At 70.6% G+C, this 16,263-nt stretch carries 23 protein-coding genes and 1 tRNA gene; 8 read left to right on the top strand and 16 right to left on the bottom strand.

From position 1 onward, the window contains the following. Positions 1 to 16: 16 nt before the first annotated feature. Both G412_RS0128580 and G412_RS36400 read right to left on the bottom strand, forming a co-directional pair. Entirely contained in the window at positions 17 to 2,356 is a 2,340-nt protein-coding gene (locus G412_RS0128580) for an MFS transporter (RefSeq protein WP_483027168.1), read from the bottom strand. A gap of 94 nt (positions 2,357 to 2,450) precedes the next feature. Further along, positions 2,451 to 2,954, bottom strand: a complete 504-nt coding sequence (locus tag G412_RS36400; protein ID WP_037650108.1) for a MarR family winged helix-turn-helix transcriptional regulator — start codon at positions 2,952 to 2,954, stop codon at positions 2,451 to 2,453. A 211-nt stretch (positions 2,955 to 3,165) separates the two neighbouring features. On the opposite strand from G412_RS36400, the gene G412_RS0128570 reads away from it, so the two are divergent. After that, positions 3,166 to 3,381 carry a hypothetical protein gene (locus G412_RS0128570; RefSeq protein ID WP_028815057.1) on the top strand — a complete coding sequence of 72 codons (216 nt, stop codon included), beginning with the start codon at positions 3,166 to 3,168 and terminating at the stop codon, positions 3,379 to 3,381. 13 nt (positions 3,382 to 3,394) lie between these two features. Here G412_RS0128570 and G412_RS38630 read toward each other — a convergent pair whose 3' ends face one another. From G412_RS38630 to G412_RS0128525, 9 genes are all read right to left on the bottom strand, one after another. Then, entirely contained in the window at positions 3,395 to 4,336 is a 942-nt protein-coding gene (locus G412_RS38630; RefSeq protein WP_078607481.1) for a hypothetical protein, read from the bottom strand. 69 nt (positions 4,337 to 4,405) lie between these two features. After that, the gene (locus G412_RS0128560) at positions 4,406 to 5,269 is read right to left on the bottom strand and encodes an RNA polymerase sigma factor SigF (RefSeq protein WP_028815055.1); all 864 of its coding nucleotides are present in this window, start codon (positions 5,267 to 5,269) and stop codon (positions 4,406 to 4,408) included. A 221-nt stretch (positions 5,270 to 5,490) separates the two neighbouring features. After that, entirely contained in the window at positions 5,491 to 6,351 is an 861-nt protein-coding gene (locus G412_RS0128555) for an RNA polymerase sigma factor SigF (protein ID WP_028815054.1), read from the bottom strand. 180 nt (positions 6,352 to 6,531) lie between these two features. Further along, on the bottom strand, positions 6,532 to 6,825 hold the full coding sequence (locus G412_RS0128550; protein WP_028815053.1) for a Dabb family protein: 294 nt from the start codon (positions 6,823 to 6,825) through the stop codon (positions 6,532 to 6,534). Between the two features lie 9 nt (positions 6,826 to 6,834). Next, positions 6,835 to 6,999: a hypothetical protein gene (locus G412_RS40350; RefSeq protein WP_167546498.1), complete on the bottom strand. Its 165-nt coding sequence runs from the start codon at positions 6,997 to 6,999 to the stop codon at positions 6,835 to 6,837. 94 nt (positions 7,000 to 7,093) lie between these two features. After that, positions 7,094 to 7,180 (bottom strand) — tRNA-Ser (locus G412_RS0128540). A 94-nt stretch (positions 7,181 to 7,274) separates the two neighbouring features. Further along, the gene (gene tadA, locus G412_RS0128535) at positions 7,275 to 7,703 is read right to left on the bottom strand and encodes a tRNA adenosine(34) deaminase TadA (RefSeq protein WP_028815052.1); all 429 of its coding nucleotides are present in this window, start codon (positions 7,701 to 7,703) and stop codon (positions 7,275 to 7,277) included. A gap of 74 nt (positions 7,704 to 7,777) precedes the next feature. Next, positions 7,778 to 8,326: a tRNA adenosine deaminase-associated protein gene (locus tag G412_RS0128530; protein WP_028815051.1), complete on the bottom strand. Its 549-nt coding sequence runs from the start codon at positions 8,324 to 8,326 to the stop codon at positions 7,778 to 7,780. A 185-nt stretch (positions 8,327 to 8,511) separates the two neighbouring features. Next, positions 8,512 to 8,733 (bottom strand): hypothetical protein, encoded by a 222-nt coding sequence (locus G412_RS0128525; protein ID WP_208857947.1) that lies wholly within the window; start codon positions 8,731 to 8,733, stop codon positions 8,512 to 8,514. A 107-nt stretch (positions 8,734 to 8,840) separates the two neighbouring features. On the opposite strand from G412_RS0128525, the gene upp reads away from it, so the two are divergent. Further along, positions 8,841 to 9,476, top strand: coding sequence for a uracil phosphoribosyltransferase (gene upp, locus G412_RS0128520; protein WP_028815049.1), 636 nt, complete (start codon positions 8,841 to 8,843; stop codon positions 9,474 to 9,476). Between the two features lie 22 nt (positions 9,477 to 9,498). Here the strand turns inward: upp and G412_RS0128515 are convergent, their stop codons facing one another. From G412_RS0128515 to G412_RS0128505, 3 genes are all read right to left on the bottom strand, one after another. Further along, positions 9,499 to 10,134 carry a LytR C-terminal domain-containing protein gene (locus G412_RS0128515; RefSeq protein ID WP_028815048.1) on the bottom strand — a complete coding sequence of 212 codons (636 nt, stop codon included), beginning with the start codon at positions 10,132 to 10,134 and terminating at the stop codon, positions 9,499 to 9,501. Between the two features lie 132 nt (positions 10,135 to 10,266). After that, a complete protein-coding gene (locus G412_RS0128510) occupies positions 10,267 to 10,569 on the bottom strand; it encodes a type II toxin-antitoxin system VapB family antitoxin (protein WP_028815047.1) in 303 nt (100 codons plus the stop codon). 221 nt (positions 10,570 to 10,790) lie between these two features. Beyond that, positions 10,791 to 11,393, bottom strand: a complete 603-nt coding sequence (locus G412_RS0128505) for an HhH-GPD-type base excision DNA repair protein (protein ID WP_028815046.1) — start codon at positions 11,391 to 11,393, stop codon at positions 10,791 to 10,793. 169 nt (positions 11,394 to 11,562) lie between these two features. On the opposite strand from G412_RS0128505, the gene G412_RS0128500 reads away from it, so the two are divergent. The 4 genes from G412_RS0128500 to G412_RS0128485 all read left to right on the top strand — a co-directional run bounded on the left by G412_RS0128500 (position 11,563) and on the right by G412_RS0128485 (position 13,767). Next, the gene (locus G412_RS0128500) at positions 11,563 to 12,063 is read left to right on the top strand and encodes an MmpS family transport accessory protein (protein ID WP_051338669.1); all 501 of its coding nucleotides are present in this window, start codon (positions 11,563 to 11,565) and stop codon (positions 12,061 to 12,063) included. Positions 12,064 to 12,185: 122 nt separating this feature from the next. Next, on the top strand, positions 12,186 to 12,680 hold the full coding sequence (locus tag G412_RS36395; RefSeq protein ID WP_157839183.1) for a DUF6083 domain-containing protein: 495 nt from the start codon (positions 12,186 to 12,188) through the stop codon (positions 12,678 to 12,680). Continuing rightward, a complete protein-coding gene (locus G412_RS0128490; protein WP_106964183.1) occupies positions 12,677 to 13,234 on the top strand; it encodes a helix-turn-helix domain-containing protein in 558 nt (185 codons plus the stop codon). The genes G412_RS36395 and G412_RS0128490 overlap by 4 nt, the downstream gene beginning before the upstream one ends. Then, entirely contained in the window at positions 13,231 to 13,767 is a 537-nt protein-coding gene (locus tag G412_RS0128485; RefSeq protein WP_028815043.1) for a GNAT family N-acetyltransferase, read from the top strand. The genes G412_RS0128490 and G412_RS0128485 overlap by 4 nt, the downstream gene beginning before the upstream one ends. Positions 13,768 to 13,815: 48 nt before the next feature. Here the strand turns inward: G412_RS0128485 and G412_RS36390 are convergent, their stop codons facing one another. Continuing rightward, positions 13,816 to 14,520, bottom strand: coding sequence for a helix-turn-helix domain-containing protein (locus tag G412_RS36390; RefSeq protein WP_051338667.1), 705 nt, complete (start codon positions 14,518 to 14,520; stop codon positions 13,816 to 13,818). Here G412_RS36390 and G412_RS36385 point away from each other — a divergent pair. Together G412_RS36385 and G412_RS36380 are read left to right on the top strand one after the other, a co-directional pair. Further along, entirely contained in the window at positions 14,505 to 14,969 is a 465-nt protein-coding gene (locus tag G412_RS36385) for a glycoside hydrolase family protein (protein WP_037650107.1), read from the top strand. The genes G412_RS36390 and G412_RS36385 overlap by 16 nt on opposite strands. Positions 14,970 to 14,983: 14 nt before the next feature. Beyond that, on the top strand, positions 14,984 to 15,277 hold the full coding sequence (locus G412_RS36380; RefSeq protein WP_037650105.1) for a hypothetical protein: 294 nt from the start codon (positions 14,984 to 14,986) through the stop codon (positions 15,275 to 15,277). 60 nt (positions 15,278 to 15,337) lie between these two features. Here the strand turns inward: G412_RS36380 and G412_RS0128460 are convergent, their stop codons facing one another. Beyond that, on the bottom strand, positions 15,338 to 15,994 hold the full coding sequence (locus tag G412_RS0128460) for a GOLPH3/VPS74 family protein (RefSeq protein ID WP_028815041.1): 657 nt from the start codon (positions 15,992 to 15,994) through the stop codon (positions 15,338 to 15,340). Positions 15,995 to 16,263 lie beyond the last annotated feature (269 nt).

Raw genomic sequence — 16,263 nt, 5'->3', positions numbered from 1 at the left:
GGCCGGGGGCTCTGGATTACTCGCCCGGGTGGGCGAGCTCGATGTCGTGGCCGTCGACGCCGCGGCCCGCGACCGTCAGCGCTCCGGCCACCGGCGGGTAGCCGGTCGCGACGACCGTGTACTCCCCCGAGTCGAGGTCGGCGAAGGCGTACGCCCCGTCGTCCCCGGTGGTGGAGGTGGCGACCACGTTCCCGGCCGCGTCCATCAGCGTCACCCGGGCGTCGGCCAGCGGAAGCCGGCCGGCGCCGCCGCGTACCGTGCCCCGGACCAGCGCACCGGACCGCAGCGCGACCTCGACGCGGGTGACGCCCTGGCCGCCGATCTCCACCGGCAGCGCCGTCGGGCGGAAGCCGGCCGCGTTCACCGCGACGGTCACCGTGCCGGGGATCAGCTCGCCGAAGACGAACTCGCCCTGCGCGCCGGACTTGCCCGTCGCCAGCACATCGCCGCGTACGTCGGTCACGACGACCATCGCGTCCTCGACCGGCAGGCCGCCGTCGGCGGTGCGCACGGTGCCGGTGAGTCCGCTCGTACCCGACAGGAGGATGTCGTACGCGACGGGCTCGTCACCCACGACCACCGTGGACGCCTGCGGCTGGAAGCCGTCGGCGGAGGCGATCAGGACGTACGAACCGGCTGCCGGGGCGTCCAGTGCGTAACGGCCGTCCTGGGCGACCGCGCGGCCGAGCTGGCGCCCGGCGAGCGAGATGAGCGTGACCGCGGCGTGCGGGACGGCCGTTCCCTCGGCGGTACGGACCGTGCCGTGCAGGGTCTTGCCGGTGACAAGGGGGGCCGCGACGGCCTCGGTGGTGGTGGCGGCCACCCCGGCGGCCGCCGGCTCATTCTCCGCGGCCTGTACCGCGTCGTCGTTCGACGACTTCAAGGCGACCTCCTTCACGAACAGCACCAGGAACAGACCGACCAGCGCGATGGGCGCGGCGTACAGGAAGAGGTCGGCGATCCCGTCTCCGTACGCGCTCTCCATGACGGTCCTGATCGGCGCGGGCAGCGCGTCCATGTCCGGGATGGTGTTCCCGCCGCCCGCGGCGGACGGCTTGATGTGGAGCGCGGCGAGGCCGTCCTCGACGTAGTGGGTGATGCGGCTGGAGAGCACCGCGCCGAGCGCCGAGACGCCGATCGCGCCACCCAGGGAGCGGGTGAAGGTCACCAGCGAGCTGGCCGCGCCGAGTTCGTGCGGCTCGACCTGGTTCTGGGAGGCCAGCACCAGGTTCTGCATCATCATGCCCAGACCGAGGCCGAGGACCGCCATGTAGACGGCGACCTGCCAGTACTCGGTGTCGTACGTGATGGTGCTGAGCAGGCCGAGGCCCGCGACGAGTCCGACACCGCCGCCGACCAGGAAGCCCTTCCAGCGGCCGGTCCTGGTGATGGTCTGGCCGGACACGGTCGAGGAGATGAAGAGGCCGGCGATCATCGGGATCGTCATGACGCCGGACATCGTCGGCGACTTGTCGCGGGCGAGCTGGAAGTACTGGCTCAAAAAGACCGTCGAGCCGAACATCGCCACACCGACGAAGAGGCTCGCGAACGACGTGAGCGCGATCGTGCGGTTACGGAAGAAGCGCAGCGGGATCAGGGGCTCCGCGGCCTTCGTCTCGACGAGGATGAAGATCAGGCCGAGCACGATGGAGCCGCCGACCATGGCGTACGTCTGCCACGAGATCCAGTCGTAGTTGTCGCCCGCCAGGGTCACCCAGATCATCAACAGCGAGACGGACGCGGCCAGGAAGAACCCGCCCAGCCAGTCGATCTTGACCTTGCGGCGCACGACCGGGAGCTTGAGGGTCTTCTGGAGGAGGACCAGGGCGATGGCCGCGAACGGCACACCGACGTAGAAGCACCAGCGCCAGCCCAGCCAGTCGGTGTCGGTGATGACACCGCCGAGCAGCGGACCGCCGACCGTGGCGACGGCGAACGTCGCGCCGATGTAGCCGGCGTACCGGCCCCGCTCACGCGGCGGGATCATCGCGGCGATCACGATCTGCGAGAGCGCGACCAGACCGCCGGTGCCGACGCCCTGGAGCACGCGGAAGGCGATGAGCGTTCCGGTGTCCTGCGAGACACCGGCGAGCGCGGAGCCGATCACGAAGATGACCAGGGCTATCTGGACCAGCAGCTTCTTGCTGAAGAGGTCCGCCAGCTTGCCCCACAGGGGCGTGGTCACGGTCATGGACAGCAGGGCGGCGGTGACGACCCAGGTGTACGCGCTCTGGGTGCCGTCGAGGTCCCTGATGATCTCGGGGAGGGCGTTGGACACGATCGTCGACGACAGCATCGCGACGAACATGCCGAGCAGAAGACCGGTGAGGGCCTCCATGATCTGCCGGTGAGTCATCGGCTCGCCGTCGGAGGAGTGGTGGTGGGACCCCTGCTTGGCGTGGCCGCCCCGCACACCGGCCGGTGTGGTCGTAGCCATTGAATTCCTTTGCTTACGCGGGTGTTGCGGGTGTTACGGGCATTGCTGGTGCCGCGGTGTCGTGCTCGAAGTGGTGCGGGGCCCGCGCCCGGCAGTCACCGAAGCTGCTGCGCAGCCGGGCCAGCATGGTGTTGAGCTGTCCGACCTCGTCGTCGGACCAGTCGTCGAGGGCGCCGGCGAGCGTCTGGACATAGCGCTCGGAGAGTTCCTCCAGCAGCGCCCGGCCCGCCGGGTTGAGCCGCAGGATGCGTGAACGCTTGTCGCACGGGTCGGGAGCCCGGTCGATCCAGCCGCGCTCCGCCACCTGCGCCACGTGCCGGCTGGTCACCGACATGTCGACCGCCAGGAGCTCGGCGAGCCGGCTCATCCGCATCTCGCCGTGGCGGTCGAGGAGGGTGAGCACGGCGGCCGATCCGGCCGGGCAGTGCGCGGGCAGCACGCGTGCCAGATCGCGCTTCACGGCACCGATGGCACTGAGCTGCCGGGCCAGTTCCGCGAACTGACTCTGTGCGGCCATGGGCACCTCCGAACATCTTGTTGCTTAGGGCAACCATAGAAGTAGTTGGTTGCTTCAGGCAAACTAAATCGGGCCTGCTGGAGTAAAGGAACCCAAAAGGCTCCGTGAGTGGCGGGTCAAGGCCGTCCGCGCGGCCGGTAAAGCCGCAGATCACGCCCGTCGGAGGGTCCGGGGTGTGCTGAGGGGGCCTACTTCGCTAGGGTCGTGGCCCATGGCACACAACCCCCATGCTCCGCAGGGTCCCGAGGGTCAGCACGACCCGGCGGGCAGCACCCAGATGTTCCGCGCCTTCGTGGACGACGGCGAACCGCAGCGGCAGCAGCCGGCCGCGGCCGCCGCGTCCGGCGGCCCCAAGACCGGCGTGATCGTCGGCGTCGTAGCCGTCGTCGTGATCCTCGCGGCGGTCGCCTGGCTCGCGTTCGGCTGATCCGTTCCGCTGATCACTTCCAGTCGGCGGTGACCTCCTGGGTCTCGACCCGCATACCCAGGGGCACCCGCCAGGCGTCCACACACACGGTGTACGTCTTGCGCACGGCCGCGCCCGCGGCGATCGGCCCGGGCAGCGGCTGGGTCGACCACCTGGTGTCCCAGTCCACGCCGAGCGCGCCGATGACGTGCGTTCCGAAGGTCACGGTGCCCGAACGGACCGCTGACTCCCCGGTGTTGCGGAACGGCACGGTCACCTGCTCGCACCAGCGCTTGTCGCCGGGCGCGAGCAGCGGGTCGCCGAGCTTCAGTACGGCGGGCCCGGCGGGCGGCGCGGGGGAGGAGCCCCCGGAGCCGTTCCCCGGCCCGTTTCCAGGTCCCGGCCCGTTCCCAGGCCCCGGCCCGTTCCCAGGCCCCGGCCCGTTCCCCGGCGCCCCCGGCGCTCCGGTCACCGGCGGCTTCGTCGGCGTACCACCGCCACTGCCGTCTTCGCTGCCGCCACCACCGCTACCACCGCCGCTGCCGTCTTCGCTGCCGCCGGGCGCGCCGGGCGGCTTTGCGGGGGCCGTCCCGCCGGGGCGCGGCCCGCCGCCCTTGGCCGGCGGCCCCTCCGTCGCGGGCCCGCTGCCACCACCGCCGGGCGCGCCCGTACCACCCGCGTCCCCGCCGCCACCGTCGGCCAGGGGCGGCCCGTCACCGGGGCCGCGACGGCCACCACGCCCGGCACCGGGCGTACTGTCCCCGTCGAGCGGCACCAGCTCGACCTTGCCCTGCGGTGGTACGGCCCGTCCCGGCGCCCGCTCCGGCCCCGGCCCCGCCGCGCCGACCGCCGCATAGCCGTCGTCGTCGCTGCTCCCCCCGCCGCACGTGGCCAGCACCCCGCCCAGACACAGCACAACCGCCGCGGCGCCCGTAGCGGCACCTCGGCGGCCGTGCGTCAGCACATGACGTCGCATCGCGCCAGTTTGTCTGACGCACCGTCAATTAGGAACCCGTCTGCCCCGTCAAGAACCCGCACCCGGGGCTCAGTCCGCGATGAGCCCTTCCCGAAGCTGTGACAGCGTGCGCGTCAGCAGCCGCGAAACGTGCATCTGCGAGATGCCGACCTCTTCGCCGATCTGGGACTGGGTCATGTTCGCGAAGAACCGCAGCATGATGATCTGGCGTTCGCGCGGCGGCAGTTTGGCCAGCAGCGGCTTCAGCGACTCGCGGTACTCGACGCCTTCCAGCGCCATGTCCTCGTACCCGAGCCGGTCCGCCAGCGAGCCTTCGCCGCCGTCGTCCTCCGGGGAGGGCGAGTCTAGTGAGCTCGCGGTGTAGGCGTTGCCTACCGCGAGCCCGTCGACGACGTCCTCCTCCGACACCCCCAGTACGGCGGCGAGTTCGGGGACGGTCGGCGACCGGTCGAGCTTCTGCGCGAGGTCGTCGCTCGCCTTCGTCAGCGCGAGCCGCAGCTCCTGGAGGCGGCGCGGGACCCGTACCGACCAACTGGTATCGCGGAAGAAGCGCTTGATCTCTCCGACGACCGTCGGCATCGCGAACGTCGGGAACTCCACGCCCCGTTCACAGTCGAACCGGTCGATCGCCTTGATCAGGCCGATCGTGCCGACCTGGACGATGTCCTCCATCGGCTCGTTGCGGCTGCGGAACCGGGCCGCGGCGTAACGCACCAGGGGAAGGTTGAGTTCGATGAGCGTGTCGCGTACGTACGTACGGTCCGGGCTGTCTTTCTCAAGGGCGGCAAGCCGCAGGAAGAGCGAGCGGGACAGAGTGCGGGTGTCGATGGCTTCCGGCTGCGACACCAGCGGCGGCGGAGGAGCCGTCACCTGGTCGAGCACGGCGGGCACTTCCTTGGTGAGCACCTTCGAGCTGCCCTGTTCTGCGGACATGCCAGCCCCCTTTCGGTCGACTGCGGTCGCTGACGGTAGCGGCGGGCGCTCCCGTCGGAGGAAGCAGCCTCCACCTGAATACCGGCGGCGGAGCTGCGGCAAACGCGGTTCCAGCAGAATGTCACATGTCGGCAACACGCTGTAGCGCCAAGTCGACAAATCTGCGCAGGAAAAGGGGGGTGTGCGGCTTTTCGGTCAGGGGTGGGTACTACCCGATCCGGTTACGCCTCGATTCGATTTGCGGATCGAAGGCGGGCGAAGCTCCTCGCCAGCAGTCTTGACACATGCATCTGCGAGACACCCAGTTCGGCACTGATCTGGGACTGTGTCAGATTGTTGTAATACCGGAGCAGCAGGATCCGTTGCTCACGTTCGGGCAGTTGTACGAGCAGATGCCGTACGAGGTCGCGATGCTCGACACCGGCCAGCGCCGGGTCCTCGTACCCGAGCCGGTCGAGCAGCCCCGGCAGCCCGTCACCCTCCTGGGCGGCCTCCAGTGAGGTGGCGTGGTACGAGCGTCCCGCCTCGATGCAGGCCAGTACCTCGTCCTCGGAGATGCGCAGGCGCTCGGCGATCTCGGCGGTCGTGGGGGAGCGCCCGTGGGCCGTCGTGAGGTCCTCGGTGGCCCCGCTGACCTGGACCCACAGCTCGTGGAGCCGGCGCGGCACGTGCACGGTCCTGACGTTGTCGCGGAAGTACCGCTTGATCTCCCCCACGACGGTCGGCATCGCGAAGGTCGGGAACTGCACGCCGCGGTCCGGGTCGAACCGGTCGATCGCGTTGATCAGCCCGATCGTGCCGACCTGTACGACGTCCTCCATCGGCTCGTTGCGGCTGCGGAACCGGGCCGCGGCGTACCGCACCAGCGGGAGGTTCGCCTCGATGAGTGCGCCGCGCACGCGGTTGTGCTCGGGTGTCCCCGGTTCCAGCCCCTTCAGCTCCGCGAACAGCACCTGCGTGAGGGCCCTGGTGTCCGCGCCACGGCTCTTGGGGGTGCCGCCCGCCGGAGGATCGGGGGCGGTCTCGGGAGGGAGCGGCTGAAGCTGCTGGGGCGGAGCTTGAGGCGCTGTACTGGCCGGCACGGTCACGCCACCCCTTATCTCGGTCAACCACGATCAACTCATCCGTCAAAAGCGGTCATAGCATCACAAGACATGTGCACTGTGTGCAAGCACCGTATAACTCCGTGTTGACGGCAAGTTGGGTCTTAAACATGCAAAAACCCCACACCGGACCGGTGTGGGGCCTGCTGGCGCGGGGGCTCAGAACTCGTAGTCGGCGATCACCCACGTGGCGAATTCACGCCACTGCCCGGCGGCCGCCTGGTGGGCCGGGTGCTCGATGTACCGCTTCAGCGCATCGCGGTCCCGGACCGCCGAGTTGATGGCGAAGTCGTACGCGATGGGCCGGTCGGTGATGTTCCAGGCGCATTCCCAGAACTCCAGCTCGGGAACGACCCCGCCGAGCTCCTCGAAGGCCTTCGCGCCGGCGCGCACGCGCGGCTCGTCCCGCTCGACACCCTCGTTGAGCTTGAAGAGGACCAGATGGCGGATCAAGGGGCACTCCTACTGGATCAGCTGGGACATGAACTCGCCGACGCCCTGCGCGGCACTGGAGACGCCTTCGAACCCTATGTGGACGAGATCGGCCGATCTGCGGGGGTCGGTGATGATCGTGTACAGCACGAAGACGACGAGCATGTACAGCGCCACCTTCTTCGTTTGCACCATCTGTGCGGCCTCCCCTGCCGGTCCCGTGAGTCGCGTGAGTCTAACCGCACAACACGAAAGCCCCGACTCGGGGAGCCGGGGCTTTCGTTCTGAGCGGTAGCGGTGGGATTTGAACCCACGGAGGAGTTGCCCCCTCACACGCTTTCGAGGCGTGCTCCTTAGGCCGCTCGGACACGCTACCGAGAGAGAGCTTAGCCCACGCCGGGCCGTGCTCCGAAATCGGTTCCTCAGCGGCCCCTTCAGCAGCCTCCGCGGCGGTCTCTTGAGCGGTCTCTTCAGCGGTCCCTGAAGAAGGCCGTCAGCAGATCCGAGCACTCCTTTTCGAGTACGCCCTGGATGACTTCGGGCCGGTGGTTCAGCCTCCGGTCCCGTACGACGTCCCAGAGCGAACCGGCGGCGCCCGCCTTCTCGTCGAGCGCCCCGTAGACCACCCGCTCCACCCGCGACTGCACGATCGCTCCCGCGCACATCGTGCACGGTTCCAGGGTGACGACGAGTGTGCAGCCCGTCAGCCGCCACTCGCCGAGCTCGCGCGCCGCCCTGCGGACGGCCAGCACCTCGGCGTGCGCCGTCGGATCACCCGTCGCCTCCCGCTCGTTGTGACCCGCCGCGAGCAGCGAGCCGTCGGGAGCCAGCAGGACGGCGCCGACCGGCACATCGCCGGCCTCCGCCGCCCGTGCCGCCTCGGCCAGGGCAAGGCGCATGGGCGCCCGCCACCGGTCCCGTACCGGGTCGGGCTCCGACTCCGGTCGTTGTTCGTCTGTCACTGCCGGGCTCACTACTGGACGGTCTCCAGTACGTCGGCCGCGCCCAGCGCGTCGGCGATCTCCGCGAGCGCGTCCGTGCCGAGCGCCAGCAGTTGCTTGTCGGCGAGGCCGAGGTCCGCGAGGATCCCCGTCTCCCCGAGCGGACCAGCCGGTACGACGCTGCCGTCGTCCGCCCTGATCTCCTCCTCGTCGTTGTCGTCGCCGGGGTCCTCGTCCGGTTCCCCGTCCTCGGTGCCGTCGAGGTCGACGAGCTCCTCCAGGACGTCCGGGTCCTCGGGCTCCCGGCCGAGCAGTTCGTCGGTGAGCAAAATCTCCCCGTACGACGAACGGGCGGCCGCGGCCGCGTCGGAGACATAGATACGAGGGTCCTCCTCGCCGTCCACCCGGACGAGGCCGAACCATGCGTCTTCCTGCTCGATGAAGACGATCACCGTGTCGTCGTCGACCGTGGCCTCGCGGGCCAGATCGGTCAGGTCGGACAAGGTTTCCACGTCGTCGAGCTCCGTGTCGCTCGCTTTCCACCCGTCTTCGGTGCGCGCGAGCAGTGCGGCGAAGTACACCGTGACTCTCCCACTGGTCTTGAGAAGTGCCGGTTGGAGTTCCTCCCGGCCGGAGGGTGTCGCTGAGGTTGGGGAGAAACCGTTTCGCAGCTCCGAGCCCCGCCCACTCGGAATCGTGGCAGAAGAAAGCGTTCCGCGAGAGGTCTTCCGCTCTTGCGTCGTGTACCAGTCCTGCGAGAAAGCCCCTACCAGCGGAAGGTACGCATCCGCATCTGCTGCCGCATCCGGGCCGCGCGGGCCCGGCGCGGCTGTACCCGCTCGCGCAGTGCCTTCGCCTCGTTCAGCTCGCGCAGGAACTGGGCGCGCCGCCGCCTGCGGTCGGCCTCCCCCATGGTTTCCTGCTGTTCCTGGTCCTGCTCCTGATCCTGCCCTTGGTCCTGTTCCGGCTCCTGGTCCTCGTCCGGCATCGGCCACACCACCCCAAGCCCGCGTCCGTCCCCCACCCCACCTTCCCTCGGGCCCGCGTGTTGATGCCAGCGCGAGTGGCCTGTAATGCCCGGTTACTGTTGACGGCATGCGGATCCACGTCGTCGACCACCCGTTGGTGGCGCACAAACTCACCACGCTGCGCGACAAGCGCACCGATTCTCCGACCTTCCGGCGCCTCGCCGACGAGCTGGTCACCCTGCTCGCGTACGAGGCGACACGGGACGTGCGCACCGAACAGGTCGACATCCAGACCCCGGTGACGGCGACGACGGGCGTGAAGCTGTCCCACCCCCGCCCCCTTGTCGTACCGATCCTGCGGGCCGGTCTGGGGATGCTCGACGGCATGGTGCGGCTGCTGCCGACCGCCGAGGTGGGCTTCCTCGGCATGATCCGCAACGAGGAGACGCTCCAGGCGGAGACGTACGCCACCCGGATGCCGGAGGACCTCTCCGGCCGCCAGGTGTACGTCCTGGACCCGATGCTGGCCACCGGCGGCACGCTGGTCGCGGCGATCCGTGAGCTGATCAAGCGCGGCGCGGACGATGTCACGGCGGTCGTACTGCTCGCGGCGCCCGAGGGCGTCGAGGTCATGGAGCGGGAGCTGGCCGGCACGCCGGTCACCGTCGTCACCGCCTCGGTCGACGAGCGGCTCAACGAGCACGGCTACATCGTGCCGGGGCTCGGCGACGCGGGCGACCGGATGTACGGCACCGCGGGCTAGCCGACGGGCGTACGCACCGTTCTCAGCACTTCGCGGAGGGCGCGGGCGCGGGCCTGGCCAGAGCGGTCAGGGCCTTGTCCGCGTCCTTCTTCGTGGTCAGGGTCTTGAAGCCGTTGCCCAGGATCAGGTCCACGTCGGCGCCCTTGCGGGCGTCGGCCTTTTGCACGGCGCCCTTGAGCTGCGTGGCGAGGACGGGTAGTACGCCGGAGACCGCCCTGGGCGCGCCCAGCAGTATCCCCGCGCCCTTGACCTTCTTGTCGTACTCCGGCGGCGCGTTGCCGACCTTGCCGATGGTGAAGCCGCGCTTCTTCAGCTCGTCGGCGGTCTCCTTGGCGAGACCGCCGCGCTTGGTCGCGTTGTAGACGTTGACCTTGATCTTGGCCGGCTTGGGCAGGGCGGCGTTCCGTACGGGTGCGGAAGGCGTGGCGGCCTTCGGGCAGTCCTGCCCGCGTCCGGCGGCCGTGGTCTTCTTCCCACTGCCGCCGCCGAAGACATCGATGAGCTGCAGCGTCCCCCAGCCGGCCATGGCGAGCGCCACGAGGGAGGCCACCACCGCGAGGATGGTCCTGCGCCGGTTCCGGGGGCGTCGCATGCGCGGGTACTTGTCGCCCGTAATGCGGTACTTTCCGCCCATGCCGGGGGGTGTCAGCATGCTCATGGGCGCAGCGTAGTGCGCCTTGGTGGCGATGCCTACTAAATGATCAATGACTTGGGGTCAGGCAACCCATAAGGCTCAACACGGCGGCTGTTCGGGCGACTGTCCGGGTGTCGGGCGGGCCGGCCCGGACCCTCACATGTTGTCGAGTTCGAGGACGCGCGCGTGCAGCACCTGGCGCTGCTGGAGCGCGGCGCGGACCGCGCGGTGCAGTCCGTCCTCCAGGTACAGGTCGCCCTGCCACTTCACGACGTGGGCGAAGAGGTCGCCGTAGAACGTCGAGTCCTCGGCCAGCAGTGTCTCGAGATCCAGCTGGCCCTTTGTGGTGACGAGCTGATCGAGGCGGACCGGGCGCGGCGCGACATCCGCCCACTGCCGGGTGCTTTCCCGGCCGTGGTCGGGATACGGCCGGCCGTTTCCGATGCGCTTGAAGATCACACGGAAAGCCTACCGGGCAAGCAGCTCCGGGCGCAGCCATGAGGGCCGGGTGCAAAGGTCGTATTCGGCGCCAGAACGGGAGCAAATCGTGAGCGGAACCACCTGCTCCGGCGATGTGGGCGCTTCCGGCGGCCCCCCAGCGGTGCTTGCGGCGGGCCGCCGCCGTGCGCATCGCGGCCGGGCAGGCTTTCCCCCATTCGGATTACGCCGTCCCCGAGGGGTTACTTCGCCGGCGCCCGCTTCTTCGCCGCCGCTTTCGCCGCCGCCTTCGTCTGCTGCTTGAACGCCCGGACCTTCGCCAGTGACTCCGGGCCCGTGATGTCCGCCGCCGAGCGGTACGAGCCCTCGTCGCCGTACGCGCCCGCCGCCTCCCGCCAGCCCTCCGGCCGTACGCCGAGCTGCTTGCCCAGCAGGGCCAGGAAGATCTGCGACTTCTGCTTCCCGAAGCCCGGCAGCGCGTTCAGGCGGGCCAGCAGTTCCCTGCCGGTGGCGACGTCGCGCCAGATCGCGGTCGGGTCGCCGTCGTACTCGTCGACCAGGTACTGGCAGAGCTGCTGCACCCGTTTGGCCATCGACCCCGGATAGCGGTGCACGGCGGGCTTGGCCGACAGCAGGGCGGCGAAGGCCTCAGGGTCGTACGCGGCGATCTCGTGCGCGTCGAGGTCGTCGCCGCCCAGCCGCTGAGCGATCGTGTACGGGCCCGCGAACGCCCACTCCATGGGGATCTGCTGGTCGAGCAGCATGCCGATCAGGTCGGCGAGCGGGCTGCGGCCGAGCAGTTCGTCGGCCTCCGGTTGCTGGGCGAGGCGGATATCGGGGCTCATCCTCCGATGATCACGCACCCGCGCCGGCTTCGCACACCTCACCGCCCGCCGTCTCCGGCCGCGTCCCGCCATCCCGCCGGCCCAAGCCCGTGGGCGGATGAGCCGGACCCGGCCAATGATCGGGAGGTGAGGAAGGCATCCAGGCGACCGACCCGGAAGGACGCACCCCATGTCCGACGCACCGCCCCCGCCGCCCGACGGCCCGCGCTGGGGGCCGCGGCCCCCGGACGGCGGCCTGCCCCCGCCCGGGTGGGCCGGCTACCCGCCGCCGCCGAGAAGACGCCGGATCTGGCCCTGGGTCCTCCTCGGCCTGGTGCTCCTCCTCGCGGGCGGCTGCATCGCCGTCATCGCCACGGTCGCCACCGTGGTCGACGACGAGTCGACGCGGACCGTGAAGGTGAGGTACGCCGTCACCGGCGACGCCAGGGACGTCACCATCGCGTACACGACCTGGCGGGACGGGGACGCCTCGTCGCACACCGTGTCCGACGCCCGGCTCCCGTGGCGCGAGGAGGTCGAGACCACCGGCCTGGTGAAGGGCGGCTCGCTCGTCGTCACCACCGGAGCCTCCGGCGGCACCGCCACGTGCTCCGTGTCGGTGGACGGGAACGAGCCGCGGACCGCCACGGCCACCGGCAGGTTCGCCACCGCGACGTGCGACGACTTCTGACTCCGGGGCCGGCCGGCTGTCCGCCGCGCGGCCCTGGAAGCGTCGTGCGCCGCATGATTGTCGTACCCCCGTGGAACGATTGCCCAAGTCGGCTGTAAACAGGGCAGTTCGAGGGTGGGGACATGGTCTCGTACGACGAGCGCGACGCATGTGACGCGTGCGGTGTCCCGCGCGGCAGGTGGCGGGCAGTTCTGGGGATGACGCTGTGCGGCCCGTGCGAACGGGCCGGGGGCAGCCGTCCCGGCCGTGAACCGGTGCTGCTCGCGGAGGTACTGGCCACCACGGCCGTCGAGCTGACGCTCGCGGCACGCACCTCGGCGGCCGTACCCGATCCGCGCACCGCCAGAACCACGGCGTGCAAACAGTGCGGCGCCCCGGCCACCTGGCACCGCACCGTACGGGGCCGCTGGATCCTGATCGAGCCGGGCAACCGGCCGCTCGGCGCCGTCCCCGCGGGCAAGCGCTGGCGCATCGCGGGCGACGGCACGGCGGTCAACCTGGGCTCGTCGTCCCCGTCCGACACCTGCCGCATCAGCCACTTCGACCTCTGTCCGGCCCGCCCCGCCACGGCCGGCGGACCGGGGCATCCCAGAAATGAGATATATTCTCAGATGTGAAATCCCTCGACGACCGCCTGGCAGGCAGGCTCTGCGAACTCCGCGTAGAGCGTGGCTGGTCGCTGGACGAGCTGGCACGGCGTACGGGCGTCAGCCGGTCGACCCTGTCGCGGCTGGAACGCGCGGAGATCAGCCCGACGGCGGCGCTGCTGGGCAGCCTGTGCGCGGCGTACGGGCGGACGATGTCGCGACTGCTCGCCGAGGTGGAGACCGAGCCGCCGCAACTGGTCCGCGCCGCCGGCCAGTTGGTGTGGCGCGACAAGGAGTCCGGCTTCACCCGGCGGTCGGTGTCCCCGCCGCACCCGGGGCTGCGGGGCGAGATCGTCGAGGGTGTCCTGCGGCCGGGCGCGGACATCTCGTACGAAGACCCTCCCGTGCCGGGCATCGAGCAGCACATCTGGGTACTGGACGGCGCCCTGGAGGTCACCGCGGGCGGTGGCGTCCACGAGATCCGCGCCGGGGACTGCCTGCGCTTCCGTCTCTGGGGCGCTTCACGGTTCCACTGCCCGGGCCCCGGCCCGGTCCGTTACGCCGTCATGGTCGTCCTGCCATGAGCGCCGTCACGCACGCCATATCCCGCCTGTCCGCCGACGAGTTCCGCGACAGCGTGAAGGACCTGGCCGACCTCCTCGCGGACACGGTCGACGGCAACGCGTCCGTCGGCTTCCTCGCCCCCTTCGGCCCTGACGCGGCCGCCGCCTGGTGGAGCGCCCAGCAGCCGGCGGTGGACGACGGCAGCCTCGCCGTCTGGGTCGCCCGCGGTCCCAGGGGCATCGCCGGCACCTTCAGCCTCGCCCGGAGCCCCAAGCCCAACAGCCGGCACCGCGCCGAGCTGGTCAAGCTGATGGTCCACCGCGACGCACGGGGCCAGGGCCTGGGCCGCACACTCCTCGCCACCGCCGAAGAGGCGGCAGCCCGCTCCGGAGCCACGCTCCTGCTCCTGGACACCGAGACCGGCAGCCCCGCCGAGCACCTCTACCGCGCCGCGGGCTGGACCCGCTACGGCATCGTCCCCGACTACGCGGGCGACCCGTGCGGCACCCTCAAGGACTGCAGCTTCTACTTCAAGCGCCTCCGACCGTCCTGAGCCGCCCGACAACAACCCTGAGGGGCGCCACCAGCCCGAGGCGGGGCGTCAGATCCAGCCGCGGTCGCGGGCCAGGAGCGCCGCCTGGAAACGGTTGGCGGCGCCGAGACGGTGCATGAGGTCGGCGATGTACTTGCGGTAGGTACGCACCGACAGGCCGACCTCCCGTGCTCCCGATTCGTCCTTGTCGACCTGGTACATGGTGGCCAGGATCTTCCGCTCGACGTCGGTGAGCTGCGCGCCGGGCTCCGCGGTGAACCCCAGCAGGTCGCGGATGTCGGTGGCGTCGTTCCACATGCGCTCGAAGAGGGACACCAGGTTGGCCACCAGCCCCGGCTCCCGGACCAGCAGCGCGCCCTGCACCGAGTTGCCCGGATCGATCGGGGTGAGGGCGGCGGCCCGGTCGAAGACGAGCAGGCGTTCCAGCGGGCGGTCCGAGATCCTGATCTCGGCGCCGGCGGCGACGAGTTCCGAGAGGTAGGCCAGCGTCGGCGGTCCCCGGCGGCGGCGGCGCCCATGATGGTCCGCATCCGCACGCCCCGGCGCAGGATGCGGGTGTCCAGGGGGCGGCAGCTTCCCGGCCTGCTGCACGGCGGCTCGGGCGAGGCGTTGTTCTTCCTGCGCCTGCACGAACGCACCCTCGACGACGCGTACCTCGACGCCGCCGAGTCCGCCCTGCGGCGCGACCTGGCCGACACCGGCCGGCTGCCGTACGAACAGGCACCGGAAGGGGCGCCGTGGGGCCGCCCGCACCTGGGGGCGGGGAGCGCCGGACTGGGCATGGTGCTGCACGACTTCCTGGCGCACCGCCCCACCCCGGAACTGGGCGCCGTACGCGACACCATCCTCTCGGCCTCCGGCCCGAATTCGCCCACCAGAGTGGCCTGTTCAACGGCCGGGCGGGTACGCTCGCGGCCCTCACGCACCTCGACGACGGCAGCCGGGAGACAGCGCGCGCGATCCGCGCCCACCTCGCCGGGTTCGGCTGGCACGCCATCCCGTACCAGGGGCACCTGACGTTCCTCGGCGACCAGACGCTGCGGCTCTCGGCCGACCTCGGCACGGGAGCGTCCGGCGTACTCCTCACGGTGAACGCCGCCCTGACCGGCCGGCCGTGCCTGCCCTTCTTCTCCGCTCCCCGCCCCGCCTCACTCGGGCCGGAACCTGAGCCCGTACGCATCCTCGCCGGCACGGCGAGCTGACTCGGGAGACGGACATGACAGACCCCACTTCCCTGCCTGCCGACCACCACGTGTTAATCGTCCCGCTCGACCAGGACTCCGGCGCGGGGGCCCCGGAACTGGCGGCGGTCCGCCTCATCGCCCTCCTGCCGACCCAGTGGCGGTACGCCCCCACGTACCCGGGCCAGAAGGTCTGCCTGCGCGTCGTCACAACCGGCGGAGCCACCGCGGCCGAGGTCCACTCCCAGGTCGACCGCGCCCTGACCGACCCCGGCCTACGCGCCTGGCGCCGCACCACTACCTGCGACGAGCGCTACGCCTCGGCTTGAGGCGGGGGGCGGCCGGGTCATTGCCAGACCAGGCCACGTCACGTCCCGTTTCGGGTCAGGTCAGGTTAGAGTGACGGCGGTGACAGCCGCGATCGTCGTGGTGGTAGCGGCCTGCACCGCCTTCACGGCGTCGCGCACCACGGGAACCGACCACTGCCCCTGCGCCAGCTCGGTCAGGCGCCGGTCGAGCGCCTTGCCCTGCGCGTCGGGGAAGGCAAGCTTCTGGAGCCCGGCGCCGTGCAGCAGCCCGAGGAGCGCCGCAGTCCGCTCGTCCGGCTCGGCGCCCTCGTAGACCACGGAGGCCAGGGTGTCCCGCAGCTCCCGTTCCACGGTCCCGTCGGCCTCCGGGTAACGGCGGGTCGGGAAGATCCCCCAGACCCGCTTCTTCTCCTCACGCACCAGCCCCCGCTCCAGCAGCCGCTCACGCGCCGCGTTCACGGCGTCCTTCTGCAGCAGCTCCACCCAGTCGCGGGCCTTGCGCGGCTTGTCACGGCCCGCGAGGGCGCTGAGCACCGGGTCCAAGGCCGGCTCACCGACCGGAGCCGGATCCACCACCACGACCTTGCTGTCGCCCGTCACGGCAACGCGCCCCAGCAGCGCCAACTCCACCAACGCGGCCCCCGTCACAGCCAGTCCCGTCCTCATCGCTTCCTGGCCGACACCCGTGTCGTCCTCGAGCGAGAGAAGCATGACCTGTTCCCCGAGCGTGCAGTCCATTCGCTGTCCCATTCCCCGAACCCCCGAACACCGTCACAACCAACGCAAGCTGCGCCACCCCCATCATGACCGCCCCGAACGCCCCACTCACCAGAGATCACACCCGCGCTCCAACACCGCCGGACAACGATGAAGGCCCCGACCGGTGAACCGGTCGGGGCCTTCATCTGCCCTGGTGGGCGAGTGCGGAGGATACGAGATTCGAACTCGTGAGGGGTTGCCCCCAACACGCTTTCCAAGTCTGTTGGTGCAGTCCACAGCCCTATTCG

The sequence above is a fragment of the Streptomyces flavidovirens DSM 40150 genome (assembly GCF_000429085.1).
Taxonomy (GTDB): Bacteria; Actinomycetota; Actinomycetes; order Streptomycetales; family Streptomycetaceae; genus Streptomyces; species Streptomyces flavidovirens.
This window is presented reverse-complemented; position numbering and strand designations above follow the sequence as displayed.